The organism is Rhodococcus spelaei (assembly GCF_006704125.1).
GTDB classification, from domain to species: domain Bacteria; phylum Actinomycetota; class Actinomycetes; order Mycobacteriales; family Mycobacteriaceae; genus Rhodococcus_G; species Rhodococcus_G spelaei.
This window is the reverse complement of record NZ_VIGH01000003.1, coordinates 180716-205237: the sequence shown is the minus strand read 5'-3', so window position 1 is coordinate 205237 and position 24522 is coordinate 180716. Positions and strand designations below refer to the sequence as shown.

23 protein-coding genes and 1 tRNA gene are annotated in these 24522 nt (G+C 68.3%); 4 read left to right on the top strand and 20 right to left on the bottom strand.

Annotated features, from left to right (window positions below; translation table 11 throughout):
- Positions 1–3: 3 nt before the first annotated feature.
- The 3 genes from FK531_RS07660 to FK531_RS07650 form a co-directional block, all read right to left on the bottom strand.
- Positions 4–474 (bottom strand): DUF5130 domain-containing protein, encoded by a 471-nt coding sequence (locus FK531_RS07660; RefSeq protein ID WP_142097237.1) that lies wholly within the window; start codon positions 472–474, stop codon positions 4–6.
- The gene (ctaJ, locus tag FK531_RS07655; protein WP_142097234.1) at positions 461–721 is read right to left on the bottom strand and encodes an aa3-type cytochrome oxidase subunit CtaJ; all 261 of its coding nucleotides are present in this window, start codon (positions 719–721) and stop codon (positions 461–463) included. Before ctaJ ends, FK531_RS07660 begins: the two co-directional genes overlap by 14 nt.
- Before the next feature lie 71 nt (positions 722–792).
- Positions 793–1452 (bottom strand): HNH endonuclease, encoded by a 660-nt coding sequence (locus FK531_RS07650; RefSeq protein ID WP_142097231.1) that lies wholly within the window; start codon positions 1450–1452, stop codon positions 793–795.
- A gap of 177 nt (positions 1453–1629) precedes the next feature.
- Here FK531_RS07650 and FK531_RS07645 point away from each other — a divergent pair, with 177 nt between their 5' ends.
- Both FK531_RS07645 and FK531_RS07640 read left to right on the top strand, forming a co-directional pair.
- Positions 1630–2025 carry a globin gene (locus tag FK531_RS07645; protein WP_142097228.1) on the top strand — a complete coding sequence of 132 codons (396 nt, stop codon included), beginning with the start codon at positions 1630–1632 and terminating at the stop codon, positions 2023–2025.
- Between the two features lie 54 nt (positions 2026–2079).
- Positions 2080–3711 carry a glycoside hydrolase family 13 protein gene (locus FK531_RS07640; RefSeq protein WP_142097225.1) on the top strand — a complete coding sequence of 544 codons (1632 nt, stop codon included), beginning with the start codon at positions 2080–2082 and terminating at the stop codon, positions 3709–3711.
- A gap of 25 nt (positions 3712–3736) precedes the next feature.
- On the opposite strand, the gene FK531_RS07635 is transcribed toward FK531_RS07640, so the two are convergent.
- The 11 genes from FK531_RS07635 to FK531_RS07590 all read right to left on the bottom strand — a co-directional run bounded on the left by FK531_RS07635 (position 3737) and on the right by FK531_RS07590 (position 17209).
- The gene (locus FK531_RS07635) at positions 3737–4390 is read right to left on the bottom strand and encodes a DUF8185 domain-containing protein (protein WP_142097222.1); all 654 of its coding nucleotides are present in this window, start codon (positions 4388–4390) and stop codon (positions 3737–3739) included.
- Positions 4383–4832 (bottom strand): acyl-CoA thioesterase, encoded by a 450-nt coding sequence (locus FK531_RS07630; RefSeq protein ID WP_290367609.1) that lies wholly within the window; start codon positions 4830–4832, stop codon positions 4383–4385. The genes FK531_RS07635 and FK531_RS07630 overlap by 8 nt, the downstream gene beginning before the upstream one ends.
- Entirely contained in the window at positions 4829–9736 is a 4908-nt protein-coding gene (locus tag FK531_RS07625) for an NAD-glutamate dehydrogenase (RefSeq protein ID WP_142097219.1), read from the bottom strand. Before FK531_RS07625 ends, FK531_RS07630 begins: the two co-directional genes overlap by 4 nt.
- Before the next feature lie 116 nt (positions 9737–9852).
- Complete coding sequence (locus FK531_RS07620) at positions 9853–10275, bottom strand: acyl-CoA thioesterase (RefSeq protein WP_142097215.1); 423 nt, start codon at positions 10273–10275, stop codon at positions 9853–9855.
- A 4-nt stretch (positions 10276–10279) separates the two neighbouring features.
- Positions 10280–11959, bottom strand: coding sequence for an energy-dependent translational throttle protein EttA (ettA, locus tag FK531_RS07615; RefSeq protein WP_142097212.1), 1680 nt, complete (start codon positions 11957–11959; stop codon positions 10280–10282).
- A 74-nt stretch (positions 11960–12033) separates the two neighbouring features.
- Positions 12034–12165 carry a hypothetical protein gene (locus FK531_RS22870; RefSeq protein ID WP_290367608.1) on the bottom strand — a complete coding sequence of 44 codons (132 nt, stop codon included), beginning with the start codon at positions 12163–12165 and terminating at the stop codon, positions 12034–12036.
- A 58-nt stretch (positions 12166–12223) separates the two neighbouring features.
- Positions 12224–13366, bottom strand: coding sequence for a lipase family protein (locus FK531_RS07610; protein WP_435531037.1), 1143 nt, complete (start codon positions 13364–13366; stop codon positions 12224–12226).
- Positions 13367–13484: 118 nt separating this feature from the next.
- Positions 13485–14627 carry a lipase family protein gene (locus tag FK531_RS07605; RefSeq protein WP_246097996.1) on the bottom strand — a complete coding sequence of 381 codons (1143 nt, stop codon included), beginning with the start codon at positions 14625–14627 and terminating at the stop codon, positions 13485–13487.
- Between the two features lie 51 nt (positions 14628–14678).
- Positions 14679–15809 carry an alpha/beta hydrolase family protein gene (locus FK531_RS07600; protein ID WP_142097209.1) on the bottom strand — a complete coding sequence of 377 codons (1131 nt, stop codon included), beginning with the start codon at positions 15807–15809 and terminating at the stop codon, positions 14679–14681.
- An 85-nt stretch (positions 15810–15894) separates the two neighbouring features.
- Positions 15895–16389 carry a single-stranded DNA-binding protein gene (locus tag FK531_RS07595; protein ID WP_142097206.1) on the bottom strand — a complete coding sequence of 165 codons (495 nt, stop codon included), beginning with the start codon at positions 16387–16389 and terminating at the stop codon, positions 15895–15897.
- Between the two features lie 166 nt (positions 16390–16555).
- Entirely contained in the window at positions 16556–17209 is a 654-nt protein-coding gene (locus tag FK531_RS07590) for a TetR/AcrR family transcriptional regulator (RefSeq protein ID WP_142097203.1), read from the bottom strand.
- A gap of 195 nt (positions 17210–17404) precedes the next feature.
- On the opposite strand from FK531_RS07590, the gene FK531_RS07585 reads away from it, so the two are divergent.
- On the top strand, positions 17405–18349 hold the full coding sequence (locus FK531_RS07585; RefSeq protein WP_142098165.1) for an oxygenase MpaB family protein: 945 nt from the start codon (positions 17405–17407) through the stop codon (positions 18347–18349).
- Here FK531_RS07585 and FK531_RS07580 read toward each other — a convergent pair.
- Positions 18343–20370 (bottom strand): bifunctional copper resistance protein CopD/cytochrome c oxidase assembly protein, encoded by a 2028-nt coding sequence (locus tag FK531_RS07580; protein WP_142097200.1) that lies wholly within the window; start codon positions 20368–20370, stop codon positions 18343–18345. The two genes, FK531_RS07585 and FK531_RS07580, sit on opposite strands and share 7 nt — an antisense overlap.
- Before the next feature lie 123 nt (positions 20371–20493).
- Between FK531_RS07580 and FK531_RS07575 the strand changes: the two genes are divergently transcribed.
- Positions 20494–20570, top strand: a tRNA-Arg gene (locus FK531_RS07575).
- On the opposite strand, the gene FK531_RS07570 is transcribed toward FK531_RS07575, so the two are convergent.
- The 5 genes from FK531_RS07570 to FK531_RS07550 all read right to left on the bottom strand — a co-directional run bounded on the left by FK531_RS07570 (position 20536) and on the right by FK531_RS07550 (position 24509).
- Complete coding sequence (locus FK531_RS07570; protein ID WP_142097198.1) at positions 20536–22242, bottom strand: recombinase family protein; 1707 nt, start codon at positions 22240–22242, stop codon at positions 20536–20538. The two genes, FK531_RS07575 and FK531_RS07570, sit on opposite strands and share 35 nt — an antisense overlap.
- A complete protein-coding gene (locus tag FK531_RS07565) occupies positions 22239–22871 on the bottom strand; it encodes an ImmA/IrrE family metallo-endopeptidase (RefSeq protein ID WP_142097195.1) in 633 nt (210 codons plus the stop codon). Before FK531_RS07565 ends, FK531_RS07570 begins: the two co-directional genes overlap by 4 nt.
- Before the next feature lie 41 nt (positions 22872–22912).
- Positions 22913–23293 (bottom strand): helix-turn-helix domain-containing protein, encoded by a 381-nt coding sequence (locus FK531_RS07560; RefSeq protein WP_142097192.1) that lies wholly within the window; start codon positions 23291–23293, stop codon positions 22913–22915.
- Between the two features lie 119 nt (positions 23294–23412).
- Complete coding sequence (locus FK531_RS07555; RefSeq protein ID WP_142097190.1) at positions 23413–24018, bottom strand: antirestriction protein ArdA; 606 nt, start codon at positions 24016–24018, stop codon at positions 23413–23415.
- A 146-nt stretch (positions 24019–24164) separates the two neighbouring features.
- A complete protein-coding gene (locus FK531_RS07550; RefSeq protein ID WP_142097187.1) occupies positions 24165–24509 on the bottom strand; it encodes a hypothetical protein in 345 nt (114 codons plus the stop codon).
- Positions 24510–24522 lie beyond the last annotated feature (13 nt).

Here is a 24522-nt window from a genome sequence, read left to right as displayed (position 1 = left end):
CGGCTAGCGGGCCACGATGGCCGCGCTCATGACGCGGACGGCGCTGACCAGTCCGTCGATCAGGTTCGCCTCGCCGAAGGAGGAGACGGCCGCGGTCACGCCGAGCTGCGCGACGCGGTCGGTGACCCGGTCCGCGACGGCCTTGCCGGAGCGGACCTCGACGGCGCGCTGGTTCGGCGACACCGCGATGAGGACCGAACGCTCGGCCTCGGGGGTGCTCGGGAACAGCTCGTCGACGCCGGTCGCGGGGTCCTCACCGAGCGGTCCGATGTACGCGTTGAAACGCACCTTGGTCGAACGGGTCGCGTCGGTCAACGCGTCGTCGAGCGTCACCAGCTCGTCGACGCTGAACGGGAGATCGTCGTACGGATCGCCGATGCGGTGCACCGAGGAGACGCGACCACTGGAGGTCACGACGGACCCCACGGGAAGGTCGGCCTCGATCACTGCCGGGAAACGGTTACCACCTGCCACTTGCCGAACCTCCGATCAGATCTGCGGAACCGGCCGCGATGGCCTTGTGTCCGCCATGGTGTCCCGCCACGGTGACCTCGTCGACGGCGGACCACAGCACGGGCTTGTGGGTCCATTCCTTGTCGAGCGAGTAGTGCGCGGGCGTCGAACCCGCGACCGGCTTGGCCAGGAAGCACAGTCCCGCGATGATCGCCGTGGCGACCACGGGGATCCCGACGAAGATCAGCACTGTCTCAAGAATGCTCACCTGCCAAACGGTAGCCCAGTCGTCCGGCAAAGGTGACATGACCCGCACGAAAAGCCCGCAGGGACCACCCGCTATGCCGCGCCCTCGCCGAGGTACCGCAACCAGATCGGGTCGAGGTCCTTGGTGGCCGCGAGCAGGCGCCAGTGCTGGCCCTTCGGCGGAACCAGCGCGGCGCGCAGCGTCCAGCCGAGTTCGCTGAGCAGTTTGTCGGCCTTGCGGTGGTTGCACGGCGCGCAGCAGGCGACGCAGTTCTCCCAGGAATGACCGCCACCGCGGCTGCGCGGGATCACGTGGTCGATCGTCTCGGCCTTGTCGCCGCAGTAGGCGCAGCGGAAGCGGTCGCGGTGCATCAGCGCGGCGCGGGTCATCGGGATCCTGGCGCGGTACGGCACCCGTACGTAGTTGCGCAGCCGGATCACCGACGGCACCTGCACGGAGCAGCCGGCGGAATGGATCACCTGTCCGAGCGGGTCCTCGTGGACGGCGTCGGCCTTGTCGCAGACCAGCAGCACAACGGCCCGGCGGACAGGAAGTGCGGTGAGTGGCTCGAAGGTGGCGTTGAGAAGCAGCACCCGGCGTTTCACCCAGGCAGGCACCGCGTCCTCACCCGGGATCGAGGGTCTCAGGCCCTCGTCTAACACTTGCAGCGTGGAAGCCCCCGCCCCACGCGTGTCGCGCGGGCCAGTGGGCTCGAGTTGTCGATGCGCTCGCGCGCTCTGTCGGTGCTTCATGCCACCTCCGGAAATGACCCCACCCAGTGGACCACGGATGCGACGTCGACGCACGCCCATTTCGGCACAAAACCTGCAGGACATTCGGTGAACGGCGGGCAACGACGCGGGTGCGGAGACGCGATCCGACCGGCCCGGCGGCACACCCACGCCGGGACGGGCACAATGGTGGGCGCCATGACTGATGCCGAGATGAGCTTTTACGACGCGGTGGGCGGCGCCGAGACGTTCCGCCGCCTGACCGCCCGGTTCTACGAGGAAGTCGCGAAGGACGAGATCGTCCGGCCGCTGTATCCCGAGGAGGACCTCGGTCCGGCCGAACGCCGCATGCGACTGTTTCTCGAGCAGTACTGGGGTGGACCGCGCACCTACTCCGACGAGCGCGGGCACCCCCGACTGCGGCTGCGGCACCAGCCGTTCACGATCGGCCCCCTCGAGCGCGACGCCTGGCTGCGCTGCATGCACATCGCGATCGATTCGATCGACGAGTCGACGCTCGACGCGCAGCACCGCCGCGCGCTGACCGACTACATGGACATGGCCGCCGCGTCGATGGTGAACTCGCCGATCTGACCGCCCCGCGCCACGAGTCGTGATGGTCGGCCGGGTTTGGCACTATGTGAGCTTGTGAGCACTGACGGGGCTGTGAGCACTGCCGAGATCGGGCCGGAGGCCACGGATCCGTGGTGGACGAACGCCGTGTTCTACCAGGTCTACCCACGATCGTTCTCCGACTCGAACGGTGACGGGGTCGGCGATCTGGGCGGCGTCCGCGACCGCCTCGGCTACCTCGAACTGCTCGGGGTGGACGCACTGTGGCTCAGCCCGGTGATGCGATCGCCGATGGCCGACCACGGGTACGACGTCTCGGACCCGCGCGACATCGACCGCCTCTTCGGGGACCTCGCGGTGATGGACGGCCTGATCGCGGAGGCACACGACCGCAAGATCAAGGTCACGATGGACCTGGTCCCCAACCACACGAGCTCGCGGCATCCGTGGTTCGTGGCAGCGCTCGCCGCCGCGCCCGGCAGCCCCGAACGAGCCCGATACATCTTCCGGGACGGTCTCGGCGAGGACGGCTCCGTACCTCCGAACAACTGGCCGTCCATCTTCGGCGGACCGGCCTGGACCCGCGTCACCGAGTCCGACGGCACCCCGGGCCAGTGGTACCTGCACATCTTCGCCCGCGAACAGCCCGACCTGAACTGGGACAACCCGGAGGTCGCCGAGGACCTCGAGCGGACGCTGCGGTTCTGGCTCGAACGGGGCATCGACGGCTTCCGCATCGACGTCGCGCACGGCATGGCCAAACCCGAGGGCCTACCGGACCACGACTGGGACACCAACGAACTGATGCGCAACAGCGACACTGAGCTGCTCGGCAGCGGCGACGACGATCCGCGATTCAACAACCCCGGGGTGCACGCGATCCACCGCGGCATCCGCGCAGTGATGAACGAGTACCCGGGCACCATGTCGGTCGGCGAGATCTGGGTCCGCGACAACGAACGCTTCGGCGAGTACATCCGGCCGGACGAACTGCACCTGGGATTCAACTTCCGGCTCGCGGAGGCCGAGTTCGGGGCGGAGACCGTGCGGGCCGCGATCGAGCACTCGATGGCGGCGGTCGCGGCGGTCGGCGGCACCCCGACGTGGACGCTGTCGAACCACGACGTCGAGCGGGAGGTGACCCGCTACGGCGGTGGTCGGGTCGGCCTGGACCGGGCCCGCGGCATGGCGCTGGTCGAGCTTGCCCTGCCCGGCGCGACCTTCATCTACAACGGCGCCGAACTGGGCCTGCCGAACACCGATCTGCCCGACGACGCGTTGCAGGACCCGGTGTGGGAACGCTCCGGGCACACCGAACGCGGCCGCGACGGCTGCCGGGTACCGATCCCGTGGGAGGGCACCGCGCCGCCGTACGGATTCACCGCCGGCTCCGACACCTGGCTCCCGATGCCGCCTGACTGGGCGCCGCTGACCGTCGAAGCGCAACTCGAGGACCTCGAGTCGACGCTGTCGCTGTACCGGACGGCGATCGAACTGCGGTCACACCGCCCGGAGTTCTCGGGAACCGAGATCGACTGGTACGGAAGCCCGCCCGGCTGCCTGGCCTTCCGGCGCCGGGGCGGGCTGACGTGCGCGCTCAACGCCACCGACGCGCCGATCCCGCTGCCGCCGGGCGAGGTGCTGCTCTCCAGCGCACCACTGGTGGACGGGGCGCTGCCGCCGAACGCCGCGGCCTGGCTGGTCTGAGCCGTCCGTAAGAGCTCGCTGTCCGTCAGAGCACCGAGATCGGGATCTCGCCCCCACGCCGGGCGAAGACGGAGCCGTAGCGCGCGTCGAGCCGCAGCCAGGTCCGGCTCGCACGCACCCGCACGAGCTCGGCCGGATCCACGGCCGCCGTCTCGGTATCCGCACCGGGGACGAATCCCATTGCGGCGAGGGCGAACACGGTCCGCATGCTGACCACGACGTGCTCGCCGCCGCCGTCCACCGCGAGTACCTCCTGCGCGAGCAGCGAGGCGGGTGGGCCCTTCGGCCCGCCGTGCTCGGCGGCGACCTCGGCACCCTGCCTGGCCAGCTCGATCAGCGCCGCGGCGGGCACGTCGTCGACGTGCACGTAGCCCTCGTCCGGAGGCAGCGCGCCCCGCCAGGCCGAGTCCATCGCGTAGCCGGGGTCCACTTCGTCGCCGGCGTGCAACGCCCCCAGCAGCCCGTCGGCCGCGACCACGGTGTCCTGCGGCCGGATCAGGCCCGCCACCACCCGCGCGGCGAGCGCCTCGAATCCCGTTGCCGCCCATGCCACCAGATGTGTGTCGTCGCGTTGGCGCAGCCGCACCACCGCGGCCTCGTCGAGACGAACGGCCCGTGCCAGGAAGGCCGCGAGATTCTCCCGTTCCCCCCGGTCCGCCGTCAGTACCCGGTCACCCACGCTTCCAGCTCTCCAGGTACTCGCGTTCGGGGGCGGTGAGTCGGCGCAGCCGCTGGGTGTCGATGTCGAACGCGGCGATCTGCGTGGACGCGACGATGGCGGGCGCGGATTCCGGGTCGGCCCCACCGGCCCGCACCTCGTATCCGATGGTGAAGTCCACCGCACGCACAGCCTCGATCCACATCAGCACGTCGAGGGGCCCGTCGTCGTGGCGCAACTGACCGCGGTAGCGCACGTGCAGGTCCGCAATGACCGCGCCATTGCGTAGCGACACGGTCGGGCGGTCGTCCTCGAACAGCCACGGAATCCGCGCCTCCTCGAGCAGCGTCACCATCCTGGCGTGGTTGATGTGCTGGAAGACGTCCATGTCCGACCAGCGCACCCCGACCTTGGTGTGGAACCCCACCGCCGCCTCCGTGGCCTCCACCGCTTCGACCTTCACCGCATACCCTCCGATCGGGTGCCCGCTCCGCGCACCATGCTCCGTACCTGCCGCGCCGCCACCGAGAGCGTCGCGAGGTCAAGGGTCCCAGACTCCACGATCTCACCGAGCGCTGCCCGCGCCCTCGCGAGCCGCGACGAGTTCGTCGACTCCCAGTCCTCGATCTTCTCCTCGGCGCTCTCGTACGGTTCACCGGCTACGAGCACATCCGTGGTCAACGACCGCAACGAGCCGTACAGGTCGTCGCGCAGGGCCAGCCGCGCCAGCGAGTGCCATCGGTCGCCGCGTTCGAGACCCGAGATCGCGGTGAGGAACTCGTCGATGCCGAGGTGCTCGTCGAGCGCGTAGTACAGCGTGCCGACCTCGTCATGGTCGCGCTCGGCGATGTCGGCGATGTCGATGATGTCGAGCGCCGGGAACGCATCGAGCATCCCGTAGACCCGGCGTGCCAGTTCGCGCGGACAGCCGCGCTCGAGAACCGGCGCCATCCGGCGGTCGATCTCGGTCAGGTGGTGGCCACGCAGCCACCCCTGAACCTGCGGCATCAGCGTACGGACGCGGGCCGCGTACCGGTTGATCTCGGCGCCCACCGCGATCGGTTGCGGCCGGTTCGAGAGCAGCCAGCGCGACGCCCGGTCCAACATCCGCCGCGATTCGAGCACCAACTCGTCCGCGACCGACGCGGCCACCGGCGCCTCGCGGATCTCGGACCAGACCGAACGCAGGTCGAAGATCTCGGTCGCGGCGGTGAACGCCCGAATCGAGTCGGTGCTGCCGGCTCCCGTCTCCTCGGCCAGCCGGTACGCGTAGCTGATACCGCCGAAGTCGATCGCCTCGTTGACGAGCATGGTCGCCACGATCTGCCTGCGCAGCCGGTGCGTTCGGATCTGCGGTGCGAACCGCTCGCGCAGCGGCCGCGGGAAGTAGCGGGGCAACCGGGTCGCGTACGTGTCGCTGTCGGGCAGCTCGCTGGCCAGCAGGTCGTCCTTGAGCGCGAGCTTGACGTGCGCGAGCAGCGTCGCGATCTCCGGCGACGTGAGGCCCCGGCCCTCCTCCCTGCGCAGCTCGATCTCCGCGGGAGTGGGCAGCACGTCGAGCTCGCGGTCCAGTCCCCTGGTGCGCTCGAGGTCCGCCAGCTGCCGGGCGTGAACGCCCAGCATCCCGACGGCATCGGCGCGCGAGGTGCCCATCAGATTGTTCTGGTCGATGTTGTCACGCAGCACCAGTCGCGAGACCTCGTCCGTCATCGACGCGAGCAGCTCATTGCGATCCGGGCGCGCGAGTTCGCCTGCGCTGACGGCGGTGTCGAGAAGGATCTTGATGTTGACCTCGTGGTCGGAGCAGTCGACACCCGCCGAGTTGTCCATCGCGTCGGTGTTGATCCGGCCACCGGACAGGTCGTACTCGACCCGCCCGCGGGACGTCACACCGAGGTTCCCGCCCTCACCGATCACCTTGGCGCGCACCTCGTTGCCGTTCACCCGGACGGTGTCGTTCGACTTGTCGCCGACGTCCGCCTGCGATTCGCTGCTCGCCTTGACGTAGGTGCCGATGCCGCCGTTCCACAGCAGGTCCACGGGCGCTCGCAGGATGGCGCGGACGAGTTCGGGCGGGGACAGTTCGGTCACGGACTCGTCGAGGCCCAGCGCAGACCGGGCCTGCGCGGCGATCGGAACCGACTTCACCGACCGCTCCCACACTCCGCCGCCCGCACTGATCAGCGAACGGTCGTAGTCCGCCCACGACGAACGGGGCAGCCGGAACAGGCGCTCACGCTCCGCGAACGACCGTCCCGCAACCGGATTCGGGTCCAGGAAGACGTGCCGGTGGTCGAAGGCGGCGACCAGTCGGATGTGCGGGCTCAGCAGCATGCCGTTGCCGAACACGTCGCCGCTCATGTCGCCGACCCCGACCACGGTGAAGTCGTCGGCCGAGGGATCGAGGCCCATCTCCCGGAAGTGCCGCTTGACCGACTCCCAGGCTCCCTTGGCGGTGATGCCCATCGCCTTGTGGTCGTAGCCGATGGAGCCGCCGGAGGCGAACGCGTCACCGAGCCAGTAACGGTACTGCGCGGCAACCTCGTTCGCGAGGTCGGAGAAGGACGCGGTGCCCTTGTCCGCCGCGACGACCAGGTACGTGTCGTCGCCGTCCCGGCGGATCACCCGCTCCGGCGGCAGCACTGCCCCGGTGCCGGGATCGACGTTGTCGGTGACGTCGAGCAGTCCGGAGATGAACAGCCGGTAGCACGCCTGACCCTCGGCGAGCGCGGCCTGCCGGTCCGCCGCCGGGTCACCGGTCGGTTGCGGTGGGCGCTTGACGACGAATCCGCCCTTGGCCCCGACCGGGACGATCACGGCGTTCTTCACCGCCTGCGCCTTCACCAGGCCGAGGACCTCGGTCCGGAAGTCCTCCCGGCGGTCCGACCAGCGCAGCCCGCCACGGGCGACCGCGCCGAACCGCAGATGCACGCCCTCGACCCGAGGAGAGTAGGCGAAGACCTCGAAACGCGGACGCGGACGGGGCAGTTCGGCGATCTGCCCCGGATCGAGTTTGAACACCAGGACATCGCGATGGCCGTCGTCGGGGCCGGTGACGTAGGCATTGGTACGCAGCGTCGCCAGGACCAGCGAGAGCATTCCGCGCAGGATCCGGTCCGCGTCGAGGCTGATGATCTCCTTGATCTGCGCCCCCAACTCCCCGACCAGATGCTCGGCCCGTTCGGCAGAGGCCACATCCGGGTCGAAGATGGCAGTGAACAGCTCGACCAGCAACCGCGCGGTGTGGGCGTGCTCGAGCAGCACGCCCTCGATGTGGAACTGACTGTAAGGAAATCCGGCCTGGCGCAGGTACTTCGCGTACGCACGCAGCACCACGGCCTGACGCCATTCGAGCCGCGAGCGCAGCACGAGTTCGTTGAACTTGTCGGGCTCGGAGCGGCCGAACCAGACCGCGGTGAAGGCGTCCGTGAAACGGCGGTGCAGCGCACGGGCCTCCTCCGACTCCGCGATGTCCTCGGCCTCGCCGATCTCGCGGTCCAGGTTCTCCTCGACGGCGGCGTCGATCAGTTCGGGCGCTGCGGACAACCCGAAATCGTAGATCCAGCAGGTGGTCCCGTCCGGTCGGCAGACGGAATAGGGCCGTTCGTCGATCACCTCGACGCCGAGGCTCTGCAGCACCGGCAGCACCTGACTGAGTGAGACCCCCTCCCCGCAGATGTACAGGGTGAAGCGCCACTCCCCGGGCGGTGCATTGCGCCAGCGGTACAACTCGAGGTCGATCTCGTCGGCGCCGAGGACCTCGAGCCGGGCGATGTCGCGAACGGCGCGAGCCGCGCCGAAGTCCTCCTTGTAGCTCTCCGGGAACGCGGCGGCGTACCGCTGCGCGGTCAGCGTGCTCACCAGCGGTTCGGCCGCTGCCACGTCCGTCAGGTCGTCGTCCCAGGACCGACTGGCCGCCGCGAGCAGCGACTCGATCCGGTCCCGATTCGCGGACGAGGTGTCGATGATGGCGGCATCACCGTCGGCCGGATTTCGGATCGTGAAATGCACCATGGCAAGGTCGGATTCGGTGACCCTGGCGCCGTACTCGAGTGTCCCGCCGCCGAGCTCGCGCAGCAGGATGGCCTGCATCGCCAGGCGCGCCCTGGTGTTGTACCGGTCCCGTGGGAGATACACCAGTGCGGAGACGAAGTGTCCCGCGTGGTCGTGGCGCAGGAACAGCCGAGCCTGCCTGCGCACACCGATGGCCAGGACCGCGGTGACCGTCTCGAACAGGGCGTCCGCGTCGATGGAGAACAGTTCCGTGCGCGGGAATGACTGGATCACCTCCAGCATCGCCTGCCCGGAGAACGAGTGCAGCTCGAACCCTGCGCGCTCGATGACCGCCCGCGCCCGCCCGGAGATCACCGGGATGTCGAGGACGTTCTCGTGCAGGGCGGTCACCGTGAACACCCCGAGAAAGCGGTGTTCTCCGGTGATCCGGCCGTCGTGACCCACCTCGGTGACGGCCACGAACGAGGGGTACACCGAACGGTGCACGGTGGCGGGCATCGGCCCCTGCGCGAAGGTGAGCAACGGCCTGTCGGTGCCGAATTCCGGTGCCGGAAGGTCAATTCGATGATCGGTCCGGGTCTTCGCCCCGAGCACCCCGAGACCACTGTCCGCGACGATGTGCGCGGCGGGGGTGCCGTGCACCCCCGGGTCCCCGAACTCGTAGCGGCGATACCCGAGCAACGCGAAGTTGCCGGCGGCGAGCCAGCGCAGCAACGCAGCGCACTCCCGCATCTCCCGCTCGGGGTAGCCGCTGTCACCCCGATCGGCGAGCTCCTCGAGTTGTTCGGCGAGCGAGGCCTGGGTGTAGCGCATCGCCTCGGTGTCCGAGATGACATGTCGCACATCGGCGAGCACGTCCTGCACGGCGCCGGCGATCGTGTCGAACTGCGCGGGGTCGGTCGCCGGATGCAGTTGCAGGTGCATCCACGACTCCGACCGCGTCGACCGCTCGTGCTGGCCGCCGTCGACCAGGACGTCGACCAGGTCACCGCCGTCGTCGCGCTGCACGCGCAGCACCGGGTGCACGATCTCGACGACGGTGACACCGAGCCGGGACAGCATCGCGGTCACCGATTCCACGAGCATCGGCATGTCGTCGGTGACCACCTGCACCGCAGGGGCCCCGACCGTCGGCACGCACACACGCGACACCGAATGCTCGGCCGGCCTGTGCAGAGCGAAGGTCAGGTGCTCGCCGAACGCGGCCGTCGCGACGTCGGTGATGGCACCACCGGTCCACGCGAAATCGGTGTTCCGGAAGTAGGCGGCGGCGACCTCCGACAGGTGTGCGGCGAGCCCGGTGGGCAGGCTCGCCGTCCACGCCGCGTCGAATCGGTCGGCGGATACGGTCATCTCGCGGTTCACCCCCTGGTCGATACGACAGGTGTGCCCCCGAGCCTAACCGCGGCAGGACCGAGACAGCTTCATATGCGCCCGAGGCTTCGCCCGAGAGGTTGCCAACCGCAGACCTACAGCGCGGCCCCCGCCGGCACGTACTGCGACAGCAGCTCGCGGGTGCGCTCGCCCAACGGAACCGACTTCTCGGTCTTCGGATCGAAGCCGACCATCACGCCGTCCGCGGCCACGCAGACCGCGCCGTGCCGGTCACGCATCACGTGCCGCACGGTGAACGACGAGTTCCCGACGCGCAGGATGCTCACCTCGACGGTGAGCGGTCCGGTCGCGTCGGTCACCGGACGCAGGTAGTCGAACTCCATCCGCCGCACCACCATCGGGGCGGGCGGCGCGCCCACCCCGATGATGCAGTCGCGGAAGAACCTGGTCCGGGCCTCCTGCGCGTACTCGGCGTACAGCACGTTGTTCACGTGGCCGAGGCGATCGGAATCGCCCCAGCGCACCTGGACTTCACAGGAGTACGTCTTGTCCGACACTCGGTCAGTCCCGGGTGAGCTTGCGGTGCGTGACCCGGTGCGGGCGGGCCGCGTCGGCGCCGAGCCGGGCGACCTTGTTCTCCTCGTAGGCCTCGAAGTTGCCCTCGAACCAGTACCAGGCCGCCTCGTTGTCGCCGAACGCGCCCTCCCACGCCAGGATGTGCGTGCAGGTCCGGTCCAGGAACCAGCGGTCGTGGGAGATCACCACGGCGCAGCCGGGGAAGTCCTGCAGCGCGTTCTCGAGGGAGCTGAGGGTCTCGACGTCGAGGTCGTTGGTCGGCTCGTCGAGCAGGATCAGGTTGCCGCCCTCCTTGAGGGTCAGCGCCAGGTTCAGTCGGTTGCGCTCACCACCGGAGAGCACACCGGCCGGCTTCTGCTGGTCCGGGCCCTTGAACCCGAACGCGGAGACGTAGGCGCGCGACGGCATCTCGTTCTGGCCGACCTCGATGTAGTCGAGCCCGTCGGAGACCGTCTCCCACACCGTCTTCTTCGGGTCGATGTTCGCGCGGGTCTGGTCGACGTAGCTGAGCTTGACCGTCTCGCCGACCTTCACGGTGCCCGAGTCCGGCTCCTCGAGCCCGACGATGGTCTTGAACAGTGTCGTCTTGCCGACGCCGTTGGGACCGATGACGCCGACGATGCCGTTGCGGGGCAGCGTGAAGGACAGGTCCTTGATCAGCAGGCGGCCTTCGAAGCCCTTGTCCAGGTTGTCCACCTCGACCACCACGTTGCCGAGGCGCGGCGGGGTCGGGATCTGGATCTCCTCGAAGTCGAGCTTGCGGTGCTTCTCGGCCTCCGTGACCATCTCGTCGTAGCGGTCGAGGCGGGCCTTGTTCTTCGCCTGCCGGGCCTTGGCGCCGGAGCGGACCCAGGCGAGCTCCTCCTTGAGGCGCTTCTGCAGCTTCTGGTCCTTCTTGCCCTGCACCTCGAGCCGGTCGGCCTTCTGCTCCAGGTAGGTGGAGTAGTTGCCCTCGTACGGGTAGAGCCGGCCGCGGTCGACCTCACAGATCCACTGCGCGACGTGGTCGAGGAAGTAGCGATCGTGGGTGACGGCCAGGATGGCGCCGGGGTAGGCGGCCAGGTGCTGCTCGAGCCAGAGCACCGACTCGGCGTCGAGGTGGTTGGTCGGCTCGTCGAGCAGCAGCAGGTCGGGCTTGCTCAGCAGCAGCCGGCACAGCGCGATGCGACGCTTCTCGCCGCCGGACAGGTGCGTGACCGGCTCGTCGGCCGGCGGGCAGCGCAGGGCGTCCATGGCCTGCTCGATCTGGGAGTCGACCTCCCAGGCGTCAGCGTGGTCGAGCTTCTCCTGGAGTTCGCCCATCTCTTCCATGAGCTCGTCGGAGTAGTCGGTGGCCATCAGCTCGGCGATCTCGTTGTAGCGCTTGAGCTGCACCATCGTGTCGCCGAGGCCCTCCTCGACGTTCTCGCGGGCGGTCTTGGTCTCGTCGAGATGCGGCTCCTGCATCAGGATGCCGACCGAGGCGCCGGGGGCGAGGAACGCCTCACCGTTGCCCGGCTGGTCGAGGCCGGCCATGATCTTGAGGATGGAGGATTTACCCGCACCGTTCGGGCCGACGACACCGATCTTCGCGCCCGGGTAGAAGCTCATCGTGACGTCATCGAGGATGACCTTGTCGCCGTGCGCCTTGCGCACCTTCTTCATCGTGTAAATGAACTCCGCCATGGGCACCAGAGTATCGGCAGACGTGGCGGCGCCCCAATCCACGCCGCCGCAGGCGCCCGTCGACGCGCCGCAGGTCAGATGTGCGCGCGAGCGAACGCGATCGCGTCGGGCAACGACTGCGTCAGGGAGACCTGGTGGTCACTCCGGTAGGAGCGGACCGTGACGTCCTGCCCGTTGCCGTAGAGGTCGGCCCGCCAGCTTCGCACCCAGCGGGTACGGCACCGGTGTCATGGTGTGGTCACCGCCGCGAGGCGGCTCGAAACGTCAGCGGCCGAACAGCGACCGCACGAACGTCGAGGTGTCGGGCAAGGCCTGGAAAACCGAGTCGCCGTGGTTGCCCGGGTAGGGCCGGAACGTGACCGGCTGGCCGGCGACCTGGAGGTCGAGCGCGAGCTTCGCGCCGAGCGGGAAGGGGACCGTCTGATCGGTCAGGCCGTGCCCGACGAACACCGGCCGGTCGTAGCCGGTGGTGGGGACCGCGAGGTAGTCGCGCAGGGCCGAGCGGACCTGCTCGTTGTCGAGGGGACGACTGAGCATCTCGCCGACCCCGAGGGTTCCCGCGTGCTTGAGGAGCGGAACGAAGCACATCGTCTCCGAGGCCTTGACCAGCTCGCGGCCGGCCGGGGTGAGGTAGTCGTCGATAGGCAGGTCCGGTCGTGCCACCTTCAGTCCGTCGATCACGTACGCCGCGAAGGCGGTCAGGCCGTTCAGACCCAGGTTGGGGAATCCCGGCCCGCCGAACGGGAACAGCTGTTCGAGGTTCGCCGGGGTTCCCGTGGCGACGGCGCCTCGGTAGTCCAGCTCCGGCGCGTAACTGGTCGCCTCGTGCGCAGCGAACATCACTGCGTGGCCGCCCTGCGAGTGCCCGAAAGCCACCCAGGACTTCGACAGCGACGGGGTGACCGCCCGGGCCGCGCGGACCATGTCGATCACGGCCCGACCCTCGCTACGACCGTGCAGGTACGCGTGCTCGCCCTCGGTGCCGAGTCCGACGTAGTCGGTGGCCACCACCGCGTAACCCTGCGCCAACCACGCGGAAATGTAGTCGCGGGTGAGCGGTGTGACATCGTACCCCGACGAGGGCGCGCAGTCGTCACCGACACCGGTGGTCCCGTGCGCCCACGACATCACCGGCCAGCCGCCCGGCGGCGGCGTGCCCTCGGGCAGGTACACCGCGCCCGCGCTGCGTGCCGGCGTGCCGGTCGGGCCCTCCGTCCAGTACACGAGCCGGTAGCTGTCCGCGGTGTCCGGCAGCTCCGCGATCGGGGCCAGCGCCCCACGTGAGACCACCACTCCCGGACCGGTGTCAGCCTCCTGGGCCACCGCGGGGACAGGGGCGACGACCACGGCGAACGCGAGGCCCAGCGGAACCGCCGCGACAATCCACCGCCGAACCCGGTGCAGCACACCGATTGTCGATCCGGATTCGGTGGGCGTGTTCACAGTCGTCTCTCGCACGCGTCCTGTTCTACCGCACCGGCTCGCCGAATTGTCGACTTCTGTGACACCCGGTGCCACGGGTCGACTACTGCATGACGCGCTGGACGAAGGGCACTGAGTCCTCGAACGAGGCCGCCGGGGTGCCCATGTGGTCCGCGCCGGCGTATGTCCGGAAGGTGAGGTCGGTGCCGGACGCCGCGAGTTCACCGGCGAACGCCAGCGTCAACGGGATCGGTACCACCAGGTCGCCAACGCCCTGACCGAGGAAGACCGGCCTGTCGTAGCCGGAGGTCGGGATGCCCAGATACTCCGTCATCGCCCCGCGCATCTCGTCGGTCCCGAGCGGCCGAGCGAACAGGTCGCCCACCGAGACCCCGACCACGTGCTGACCGAACGGCACCGTGCACATCTGCTCGGCGAGTGCGGCCAGCTCGCGCCCCTTCGGGGACAGGTACTGGTCGACTTTCAGCTCCGGCCGCGCATCGCGCATGCCGATCATGGTGAACAGCATGAACTTCGTGAGCCCGACCAGACCGAGGTCGGGGATTCCCGGGCCGGCCAGCGGGAACAGCCGGTCCAGGTTCGACGGGACACCCATGGCGACCGCGCCGCGGTAGTCCAATTCGGGCGCGTACGCGGTGGCCAGCCGGGCGGTGAGCATCGAGGCCTGCCCGCCCTGCGACAGCCCGGCGACCACCCACTTCGGCGAGAGGTCCGGGACCACGGACCTGGAGGCCCGGACCATGTCGATCACATTGTGAGCGGCGGCCACCCCGTCGAGGTAGGCGAGCCGCCCCGGCGTGCCGAGCCCGACGTAGTCGGTGGCAACCACCGCGTAGCCGCGGGCCAACCAGCGCGCGAGATAGTCGGCCTCCGCGGCGGTCTCCCCCGCGAGCGACGGCGCGCACGACTGCGCTACACCGACGGTGCCGTGCGCGTACGAGACCACCGGCCAGCCGCCCGCGGGGACCGGGCCCGCGGGCACGTGGATCGCACCGCTGCTCACCGTCGGCGCACCGTTGTGGTCGGTGCTGCGGTAGGTGACGCGGTACTCGCGGTCCGCGCCGGGGATCGACGCGACCGGCGCGAGATCCGACGTCGACAGCACCTCGCCGCGATCCACCGGTCCGGCGAGCGCAGGCATCCCGACCATCGAAATGATCGCGACGCCGACGGCAGCGACTAGTACCCGGATCCTGGTGTGCGGCATCGCGATCGTCTCTCCCACTGTGTTGACGGAATGACCCTGTCTACCGCACGGCGCCTCGGATGCGGCGGCTTATCCCATCACCCGGTCGACGAACCTCGTCGAGTCCGCGAACGAGGCGGCGAGCGTCTCCACGTGCCCGGTCCCCGGGTAGGCGACGAACGTGAGATCGGTCCCTGCCCGTTCGAGGTCCGCGGCAAGTGCGAGGGTCAGCGGAATCGGCACGGTCACGTCGTCGAGCCCATGCCCGACGAACAGCGGCCGGTCGTACCCGTCGGTCGGCACCGCGAGGTAGTCCGTGAGCGCGCTGCGCATCTCGGGATTGTCGAGCGGCCGGGAGAACAACCGTCCGACCGAGATGCCGTCGACCTCGCGACCGAGTTGGGGCGAGCACAACTGCTCGGCCCTGGCCGCCAGTTCGAGCCCCAGCGGGGACAGGTACTGGTCGATGTCGAGGTCCGGACGCGCGGCCCGCAATCCGACGACCGCGAACAGTCCGAAGGTGGTCAGTCCTCGTATCCCCACGTCCGGGAAGCCCGGTCCACCCAGCGGGAACAGCTTCTCGAGATTCGCGGGCGCCCCGAGAGCGACCGCGCCCCGGTAGTCGAGGTCGGGCGCATACCGCGTCGCCTCGTGCGCGGTGAGCAGCGCCGCCTGCCCGCCCTCGGACAACCCGACCACCACCCACCTGGGTGCCAGATCGGGCTCGACCGCACGGCCGGCCCGCACCATGTCGATCACGCTGTGTGCGGCGGCGCGGCCGTCGAGGTACGGCAGGACCCCGGGCGTGCCGAGGCCGAGGTAGTCGGTGACCACCACCGCGTACCCGCGGTTCAGCCATCGCCCGAGGTAGTCCGCCTCGGGTTCGTACAGGCCCGCGCTCGAGGGTGCGCACTGGTCGGCGACCCCGATCGTTCCGTGCGCGTAGGACACCACGGGCCAGCCGCCCACGGGCGGGCGACCCGGTGGCAGGTACAGCGCCCCGGTACTGGTCGCGGGCGCGCCGACGTGGTCGGTGGTGGCATAGGTGATCCGCTGGGCCTGCCCGGCGCCGGGCAGCCAGCGCTCCCGAGGCATGTCCTCCGAGGAGATCACCGACCCGGGTGGAGCCGGTGCCGCGGTCGCGGTGACGGGCAGTCCCGTCACCGCGCCGAGCACCGCCACTACCGTCACGAACAGCGCCGAGACTCTCGTGCGCAGCATTGCGCTCGCCTCCCCAACATTGCCGGTCGGCTGTCACAACCGTAGGCCTGTACCGGGTCGCGCCGAGGTGGTTTCGGCCTGTCACTCAGCCGACCGAGACCGCCTCGAACACGCTCTCGGTGGCCGCGTCGGGCGCCGGCTCGGCATCCGGGTCCGGCGAAGTCGCGTCGGGGTCCTCCCCCTGACCGGTCCCCGGCTCCTGACCCGACTGTCCGGCGCGCGCGGACCGGTCGAGCTTCGCGATGCACCGCGCGAGGTCCGGCCCCAGCGCGCTGGCCCGCATTTCGAGATCGGAGCGGTCCACGCCCTCGCGGGTCGTGTACTCGTTGGTGCGCAGCTGCCCGTACGCGATGATCGGGTCGCCCTTCATCAACGTCGCACCGACGCCGGCGACGAGGCGTCGCCAGCAACTGACCGTCAGGTACAGGGTGCCGCCGTCGGTCCACTCGCCGGTGGACTGGTCGCGGCGCCGGGTATTACTGGCCATCCGGAAGCTGATCACCTCCTCACCGGAGTTGGTGAGCCGCTTTGCCGGGATGGTGATGACGGTGCCGACCACCGCCGTGTGCGTCTCGTACATGTTCCGCCCCTTTGCATCCGGTGGACCCGAGGGCCCCTCGACTGCAAGCCTCCATCGGGCACCCACCGGATTCCAGGGTCGCGGCGAATCTGTGGACAACCACGCGACTACTCCACAGGCGACGCGAAAACCGGTGCGCGGAGCCGTCGTTCGTCGGAGGGTCGTGCTATGCGCCGGGACGGCGCGTCACCGACCCGGCGAGGGCTCGTGCGTAGGCCTCGAGCCGCTCACTCGAGTACGTCACGGGGTCGCTGACCGCGAGCCTGCCGAGCATCTCTGCGAACGAGAGCATCGTGTGCGCCAGCAGCTCCGGATCCAGTCCCGCGAGGTTCGGCTCGAGTGCGATCCCTGCTCGCGCGAGGCCCTCGGCACGGGCCAGCACGGTGGACCTGGAGGCGCGCAGATGCTCGCGATATTCGCTCGGCGCCTGGTCGGGAGCGGTGAGGATCAGCCGCCACCGGGTGGGATTCGCGAGTACCACACCGACGAACGCGGACACGGTGCCCGCGTACGCGGCGGACGGCCCGAGGACGCTCAGGTCCGTCGGCATGGTCGCGAGGACCTGATCGAGAGCGCGGTCGTTCTCGCGATCGAGTAGCGCAGCGACCAGCTCGGCCCTGGTGCGAAAGACTGTGTACAACACCGGTTTACCCACACCGGCTTCGGCAGCGACGGCCTCCATGCCGAGCTCGTGCAGGCCCACCCTACGCGTCACCGCGAACGCGGCGTCGAGCAACTGCTCGCGTCGCTCTTCGGGCGGCAGCCGCGGGGCGTACCTGCGGCGAGGCCGCCCAGCTGCGGTCGTGTCCGCCTCCGTCATCCATCCACCTCCATGTCCAGCCTACGGTTTCCCCGACCACGATCCCGGCACTGCCCCAACCAATGCTACGGAACCGTTGTATTCACGACCCGCAATTGCTACGGTCTCGTTGTATTCACTGCGAGGGTGGTACACGACCGCCCGAGGATCGAGGGAGACGACATGACGGCGATAGAGGACGGGACGTCCACCCGCATGCTCGCCGAGCGGGGATGGCCGTTCGACGCTGCTCGCCGACGCGAGGACCAAGGCTTCTTCGGACCCGGATCGCCGACCTGGAAGGTGTGGACCAACCCGACCGCCCTGCTCGGGTTCCAACGTGCGGTCACCCTCGAGCACTTCGACCCCTTCCTCACCGCCGCGGTCGCCGATGCGAAGGGGATCTATCTCGACCCACGCGGACGTCTGGACGGCACCCTCTCCTACTTCCTCATCGTGGCGGTCGGCGACAGCCGCTCGGCGATCGAGACGTCCGAACTGTTGATGCGCGTGCACACCAAGGCCACCGGGATCGAACCGATCAGCGGAAAGCGATACAGCGCCAACAGTCCCGAGAGTCAATTGTGGATCCACGTCACCGGGTGGCATTCGGTACTCAAGAGCTACGAGAGGTTCGGGCCCGGACCACTGGCACCGGAGGAGGAGGACCGCTACTGGGCCGACTGCGTCGTCGCCGCCGAACTGCAGACCTGCAGGGTCGAAGACGTCCCGCGTTCGCGCGAGCAGGTACGCGAATACTTCGCCGAGGTACGGTCGCGGCTCTGTGTCAGTGAACCGGCCGTCGAAGCCATGCACTACCTGCTGCGCACCAGGGGTGGGCGGGGCCGGTGGCCGCTGTGGGCGATGAGCCGGCTGATGGCGCCCGCCACCGTTTCGACGCTGCCCGACTGGATGCGCCGGCTCGGCGACTTCGACCAGCCCGCACTGGTCGACCGGGCGGTCGCCCCACTGACCCGCGCCGTCGTGCGGGCCGCCAGCAATCCAAGGGTCGAACTGGCGGTGATCAAACACCTACTCCCGATGACGCACGCGGTGCTCGATCAACACTTCAACGGGCAGGACCCGGTGCACACACAGACCGTGACGCCGGCGCAGGCCCGCGACAGGGCCGCCCTCGCCGCCATGCCCTCAGGTCATTGACCCTCTCGATCCCGCCGCGCGAGTTCGGCGAACATCGCGTTGTGCGAGGCGAGTTCGGCGTCGTCGTCGCGGTCGGCAGCGCGGTCCACCCGCTTGGCCGTCTTCTGGTCGGCCCGCGACCACTGCACCAGCAGCGCCAGCATCACGAGCACCAGTGGGATCTCGCCGGTCGCCCACGCGATGCCGCCGCCGAGCCGCTGATCGCCGATCAGATCGTCGTTCCAGCCGAGCGCGAGCGATCGGTAGTACCAGCCGCCCATGACTTCGCCCATGCTCATCAGCGCGATGCCGAAGAACGCGTGGAACGGCAGTGAGCCGAAGACCATGGCGAGCTTGGTGATCGGGGTGAGATTCCGCGGGGCGGGGTCGATGCCGATGACCACCCAGTAGAAGAGGTACCCACTGAGGATGAAGTGCAGGTTCATCAGCAGGTGAGCGCCGTGCGAGTCCAGCGTCGCACCGAAGATCCCGCCGAGGTACAGCGCGTAGAAGCCACCGACGAACAGCACCGACGCGACCAGCGGGTGGGTGAGGAACCGGGAGACCGGGCTGTGCAGCGCGGCGAGCAGCCACTCGCGCGGTCCCGGCACTCCGGTCGGTCCGGCGGGCTTGAGGGCGCGCAGCGCGAGGGTCATCGGACCGCCGAGCACCAGTAGCACCGGGGCGAGCATGGACAGCGCCATGTGCGCGCCCATGTGCACGCTGAACACCGCGGGCGAGTACCGGCCGAGGCCAGAGGACGTCGCGACGAGCAGGGTCGCGCAGCCGAGCACCCACGCGATCGTCCGGCCGATCGGCCAGCTGTCGCCACGCTTGCGCAGGCGGCGCACACCGATCACGTAGACCACGGCCGCGACGATCGCGGCGGTCCCGAAGATCAGGTCGAAACGCCAGTCGAAGGCAAGCCGCGCCAAGGTGGGGGGGCCGTCCAGGTTGTAGCCCAACTGCACCTCGGCCGGGGTGGGCTGCAGGTCCTCCGGCGGCGGCGGGGTGCGGCCGAGGCCGACGGCGATACCTATGGTCGCGGCGAACACGAGCGCCTCGGCGCCCGCGAACCGGATCAGCGCGCCGCGCGAGGTGGGGTCGGCGGCCAGCGCGGGCAGCGCTCGGCGACGCTGTGCGAATCCGAACACGCCGAGCACCACCAGCGCGACCGTCTTCGCGACGAGCAGCCAGCCGTACGTGCTGGTGAACAGCTCGGCGATCGGCAGTCGGACCAGGCCGTTGAGCACGCCGGAGATCGCCATGATCACGAACGCGACGATCGCCAGCGCGGAGAATCGGCGGGCCGCGACGTCGGTGTACGCGCCACGCCGCCGTGCGTGTGCGAGCAGCGCGATCAGTCCGCCCGCCCACAGCGACGCCGCGATGAGGTGCCAGAGCAGGCTGTTGGTCGCGAGGTCGTGCGAGCCGCCCGCCGACGAGTGCCCGGACAGTCCGAGCGGGATCAGGGTCGCGATCCCGAGCAGCAGCAGCACCGGAGTCCACCCCCAGCGCAGCACCAGCCGGGTGCCGACCGCGAGGAGCACCGCCAGGATCGCGGTGTTGCGCCAGGCGCCCGCGAGCTCGATCTGCGGGATGGCCTTCCAGAGGTTCTGCGGCTGCAGGGCGGTGCCCAGCGGCTGCCCCGACGTGTCCGAGACCGTCAGCGGAACGAGCACGATGGCGCAGGCTGCCCAGACGATCGCGGCGTGCGAGGCGATCCGCACCGCACGGTAGCCGTCAACGTCGAGGACGCCGTTGCGTTGCGGTGGCACCAGGAATGCAGCCAGCAGCAGCGAACCGATCGCGATGACGGCGGCGACCTCACCGATCCCCTTGACCGCCGGCAGTCCGTAGGTGGTGAGCGGGCCCGGGTCCGGGATGCCGAGGCGGATCAGCGCCTCCGAGGCGGTCAGCCCGACGACGATCGCCGCGACCAGGCCGGCGATGATCCCGAGAGTGACGAAGACGGGAACCGAGGACTCCCCTGCCTTGCGGGTCTGCGGCGTGTCGGAGGGGGCGAGCTCGGGTGTTGCCATAGCTACCAGGGTAGGAGGCCCGCGCCGATGCGGTTCGGTCAGGTTCGAAGCGCCCGCCCTCGCGCCTGGCCGGAACCACCCCCGCGAGCCGGTAGACTTCTGAGCCGATCCCCCGCGGATCATGCCTCCGTAGCTCAGTTGGATAGAGCAAGAGCCTTCTAATCTCTAGGTCGCAGGTTCGATTCCTGCCGGGGGCACCAAAACGTGCTGTTTCAAACCTTCGTCGCGAGACGAGGGTTTTTTGTTGTCTCGACTAAGGATGTCAGTAAGGGAAGGCGCACCTTCGTCGCGGCTGTTCGTCGCGAGCGATTCGGCGTAACGCCGGGCCGAGCTCGCAATCTCCCCGCCCATCAAAGTCGAAAACGGTTCGCTCAGCTCAACGCGTACTTGGTCGTCGTCAACGAAGATGCGTTCGAAGAAAGCCTGGTTGTAGAGCCTGCGGACGTGATGGCCAGCAACCAGGTAGCCCTTGTAGCAGTTGCTGGCGTAGGCCAGTGCGGTCCGCAGGTTCTGTTCGATGGTTTCGAACTCGACGCCGGTGACCACAAGCCGGTCCTCGATGTTGGCGAGGTGCCGGGCAATCCGATCCTGTTCGGTCTTGAGCAGGTCAAGCGGCACTGCACCGGCGTAGTGCGCTTGCAGTAGTCGGGCGCGTTCGTTGGTCAGTCGCTCCTTCTGTGTGGTCAGGTCGCGCTGCTCAGCCTCAGCGCTGTCGCGCGTCGATTGCAGATCTTGGCGGAGCATGGCCTCGACCTGGCCTCGGATTTCAGGAGCGAGCTGGACGGTGCGGTAGACGTCTTCGACGAGTTCCTCGACGACATCGATCAACACCGCCTTTCGCGTGCAGCCGTTGACCTTCTGATGGCGACCCATGCAGATGAAGTACGGGTAGACAGTTCCGTATCGATTCTTGGACATCGTGACGATTAGCCGACTACCGCAGCCGCCGCAAAAGACGCTGGACTTGAGATAGTGCGGGTGCTCGCGCTGCTTCTCCCCCGTGGCGTGCGAGCTGAGCACGTCTTGCACGCGCGCCCAGGTGACCTCGTCGATCAGCGGCAGATGGCGCCCCGGATAGTTGACCCCGCGGTAGGTGACATCACCCTTGTAGTACGGCGTGGTCAGGATCTTGTGGAGTGAGTTGAACTTGATCGGCGAGGCTGGCCGCTTCGGGGTCGGCACTGTCGTCAAGCCTCGATCTTCGAGCGCGGCGGTGAGTGATTTCAGTGTCCAGTCACCAGTGGCATATGCCTGAAAGGCCCAGGTGATCAGCGGCGCGCGCTCCGGGTCGACGGCCACCGTCCGAACTTCGCGTCCGTCGGGATTCAGCGCACCGACGTTGCGGTAGCCGAGTGGCGCTTTGCCGGGCGTGCCGCCGGTCTTGGCCTTTTGTTCCATGCCCTTGTTGACCTCAGCGGCGAGGTTCCGGGAGTAGAACTCGGCGATCGAACTCATGATGCCGTGCAGCAACATGCCCGAGGCTGTCTCGTCGATGTTCTCGGTCGCCGAGACAAGCGTGGCTCCGGCGTTGCGCAAGGCGAGGTTGATTTCGACGTCGTCAACGCGGTTGCGCGCCAGGCGGTCGACCTTATGGACGATCACGAAGTCGATCTGATTCGCCTTGACGTGGGCGAGCATCCTCTTGAGCTCCGGGCGGTCCGCCGACCGCGCTGACTCGCCTCGGTCGACAAACTCCTCAATCACTACCGCACCGATTGAGGCCGCCTTACGACGGTTCGCGTCACGCTGCGCCGGGATCGAGTAACCCTCGGGGTCGCCGTCGCGCTCGGCCTGCTCCTTGGTAGAGACCCGAATGTAGGACACCGCAGCCTTTGCTTCTGTGGCTTCTATCTGTGCTGCGGTTGCGGTCATGACCAAGCTCCTTGCAATCTGCGGACGGTGCGGTAGTAGGTGCGAAAGCGCGGTGCCGCGCAGCGGGCGGTTCGTTTGACCAGCCCGGTTTGGGCCAGTCGAACGGTGATGGCCTGTTCGGACACTTGGAAGTAACGCGCCAGATCGCGGGGGCGCTGCAGCCCGGTGCCCCAGGCCCGCTTGAGGAGGCGCTTCGGCACCAGCAGGCAGCCCGCAAAGTAATCGGCGGCCTGTTCGGCTTGCTTGGCGGCCGTCGCCTTGGCGGTACCGGTGTAGAGGGTCGTGGCCGATCCATGGTCGATGATGTGCTTGTACTCGTGGGCCAGAGTGAAGCGCTGGCGCGTCCAGCTCTCCTGACGATTAAGCTGGATCACCCAGGCTCGGCCGTTCCAAAAGCTGGCGCCCGAGACTGGCGCGTCGACGTATTCGATGCGGAGCTTGGGCAGTTCGGTGATGATCTCGCGCGGCGTCGGGCCGCTGGTGATCCGGTGGAGTTCGAGCAGTCGGTTGGCGTGCAGCTCCGCGATGCGGAGGGCTTCATAGAAAGTCACATTGTCGCGAGTAGGGATGACCGCGCGGAGATTGGCCAGCACACTGCGGTTCTCGATTGAGGTGTTGTTGTAGTGCATAACGGTTCTCCTTTCACGGTGAGAGTTATTGCGCTCGTTAGCTATTCATCTTCATTGCCCACTGGTCCGTTGACGGTAATGCCGTGCGCCTGAGCGACCTTGGCGAAGTGCTGTTCAATCTCAGCGATGGCTTCGGGTGGCATGTCGCGGTATTTGCTGCGCAGGTACGGGGTCATGCTCGGCAGGTCGCCTTCCGGCATCCAGCCGACGGTCGCGAAGAGGTCAGCGCTGGTGATCCCGAGGACCGCGCCAAGGGCTTGCAGGTTGGCGGCGGTCGGGGCGACGATCTGACCGAGTTCGAGTCTAGTCAGAGTCGACGGTTGGATGCCCGCCCGTCGAGCGGCTTCGCTGGCAGACAGTCCCAGTGCCGTGCGTTTGGTGCGTAGTAACTCAGCCAGTATTTCCGATTGCTTTTCGTTCATTGTCGTCTCCGTTTCTACTCCTATTTTATGGTGAATGTTGCACGTATGCAATGATTTTCACCTTTTCTACAACGCAATCCCTTGGCAGCCAAGGCTTTCCTTGCGTTTCGAATTGCGGGCTATATCCGGCCGTCGAACAGCCAGACGCCGCCGTCGTCAGTCGGCATGAAATGCAGGTCGCCTTCGAGGTGCATGTCACGAGCCAGGGCCTCGGTGTCGATGCGGGCATAGGGACGCAGCGACTCCGGGATTGCATCGTCGAGCAGACGCTGATAGCCAAGGTCGTCGATGAGCTGTTCGGCGTAGGCCTCCATCGAGTCGTAGTGTCCCAGGTAGGCGTCCTCGAAGCGGTCAAGGGCGTCGTCGTTGCCTTCTTGGACGCTGGCCCAGGCGGCGAAAGCCAGGCCATGCTCGGCGATACCCCGGGCGATACGGGTGACGAGTTCGATCGAGTCGTACTCGTAGATTTGGGCGTCACCGAAGTTGTCGTAGTCGTGGATGGCGAACTCTTCGGCGTCTGGCTCTGGCGAGGCGGCCAGCATGGCCTGAATGTCGGCCTGGACATCCGCCGCTTCCCTGGCCGCGTCCAGCCAGACGCCGTGCAGGCGGCCGTTGTTGTAGTCGGACAGCGAGGCGACATAGATGCGCGGCGCCGGTGGGTCGATGCGCTCTCGGCTGGCCTCATGTTCGCCTGAATTACTGTGTGGTTCATGTTCATTGGTCATAGTCACCTCCTTTGTCGTTGATGGTTGTCGTGTTGGGTGATGGGGCGACGGGAGCGTGCAGACGAGTAGTGACTCGACCTGCTGCTCCCGTCGCACCCGGTGTCCCTCGTGTAATGGAGGGACGACACCGAGATGCCGAACGGCGGTTAGCTCTCGTCTGGCGAACTGTCGCCTGCCCCCTTGCGAGTGGGGCGTGAGCGGCTACCCGTGGCGGGTGGTTGCTCAGCCCCGAACAGGGAGGCAATGGCGTCGCGCCTGAGGGCGGCCTCGCGTTCGATGTCGGCGAGCGCGGTGTCGGCCTTGTTGGCGAGTTCCGGTGCCTGCTTGGCGGCCGCGATATGGGCGACCAGTGCGCCCCGGAATTCGTCGGTGACGGTGCTGCCGCGCAGTCCCGCGATAAGCGTGAGCTGCGCGTGCATTTCTGGTTCCAGCCGGATCGCGAGCGTCTTGACACCCGTGTTCTTGCTGGCTGCCTCGTCCGGTGCGGACATGGCTCCTCCTCGG

What these genes read in the sequence shown, in the direction of transcription:
- FK531_RS07570 (WP_142097198.1), bottom strand. Translation starts at nt 22,242, where the DNA reads ATGACCGCAACCGCAGCACAGATAGAAGCCACAGAAGCAAAGGCTGCG.
- FK531_RS07645 (WP_142097228.1), top strand. Translation starts at nt 1,630, where the DNA reads ATGACTGATGCCGAGATGAGCTTTTACGACGCGGTGGGCGGCGCCGAG.
- FK531_RS07590 (WP_142097203.1), bottom strand. Translation starts at nt 17,209, where the DNA reads ATGACGGAGGCGGACACGACCGCAGCTGGGCGGCCTCGCCGCAGGTAC.
- FK531_RS07600 (WP_142097209.1), bottom strand. Translation starts at nt 15,809, where the DNA reads ATGCTGCGCACGAGAGTCTCGGCGCTGTTCGTGACGGTAGTGGCGGTG.
- FK531_RS07585 (WP_142098165.1), top strand. Translation starts at nt 17,405, where the DNA reads ATGCTCGCCGAGCGGGGATGGCCGTTCGACGCTGCTCGCCGACGCGAG.
- FK531_RS07560 (WP_142097192.1), bottom strand. Translation starts at nt 23,293, where the DNA reads ATGAACGAAAAGCAATCGGAAATACTGGCTGAGTTACTACGCACCAAA.
- FK531_RS07625 (WP_142097219.1), bottom strand. Translation starts at nt 9,736, where the DNA reads ATGACCGTATCCGCCGACCGATTCGACGCGGCGTGGACGGCGAGCCTG.
- FK531_RS07565 (WP_142097195.1), bottom strand. Translation starts at nt 22,871, where the DNA reads ATGCACTACAACAACACCTCAATCGAGAACCGCAGTGTGCTGGCCAAT.
- FK531_RS07650 (WP_142097231.1), bottom strand. Translation starts at nt 1,452, where the DNA reads ATGAAGCACCGACAGAGCGCGCGAGCGCATCGACAACTCGAGCCCACT.
- FK531_RS07555 (WP_142097190.1), bottom strand. Translation starts at nt 24,018, where the DNA reads ATGACCAATGAACATGAACCACACAGTAATTCAGGCGAACATGAGGCC.
- ettA (WP_142097212.1), bottom strand. Translation starts at nt 11,959, where the DNA reads ATGGCGGAGTTCATTTACACGATGAAGAAGGTGCGCAAGGCGCACGGC.
- FK531_RS07550 (WP_142097187.1), bottom strand. Translation starts at nt 24,509, where the DNA reads ATGTCCGCACCGGACGAGGCAGCCAGCAAGAACACGGGTGTCAAGACG.
- FK531_RS07580 (WP_142097200.1), bottom strand. Translation starts at nt 20,370, where the DNA reads ATGGCAACACCCGAGCTCGCCCCCTCCGACACGCCGCAGACCCGCAAG.
- FK531_RS07595 (WP_142097206.1), bottom strand. Translation starts at nt 16,389, where the DNA reads ATGTACGAGACGCACACGGCGGTGGTCGGCACCGTCATCACCATCCCG.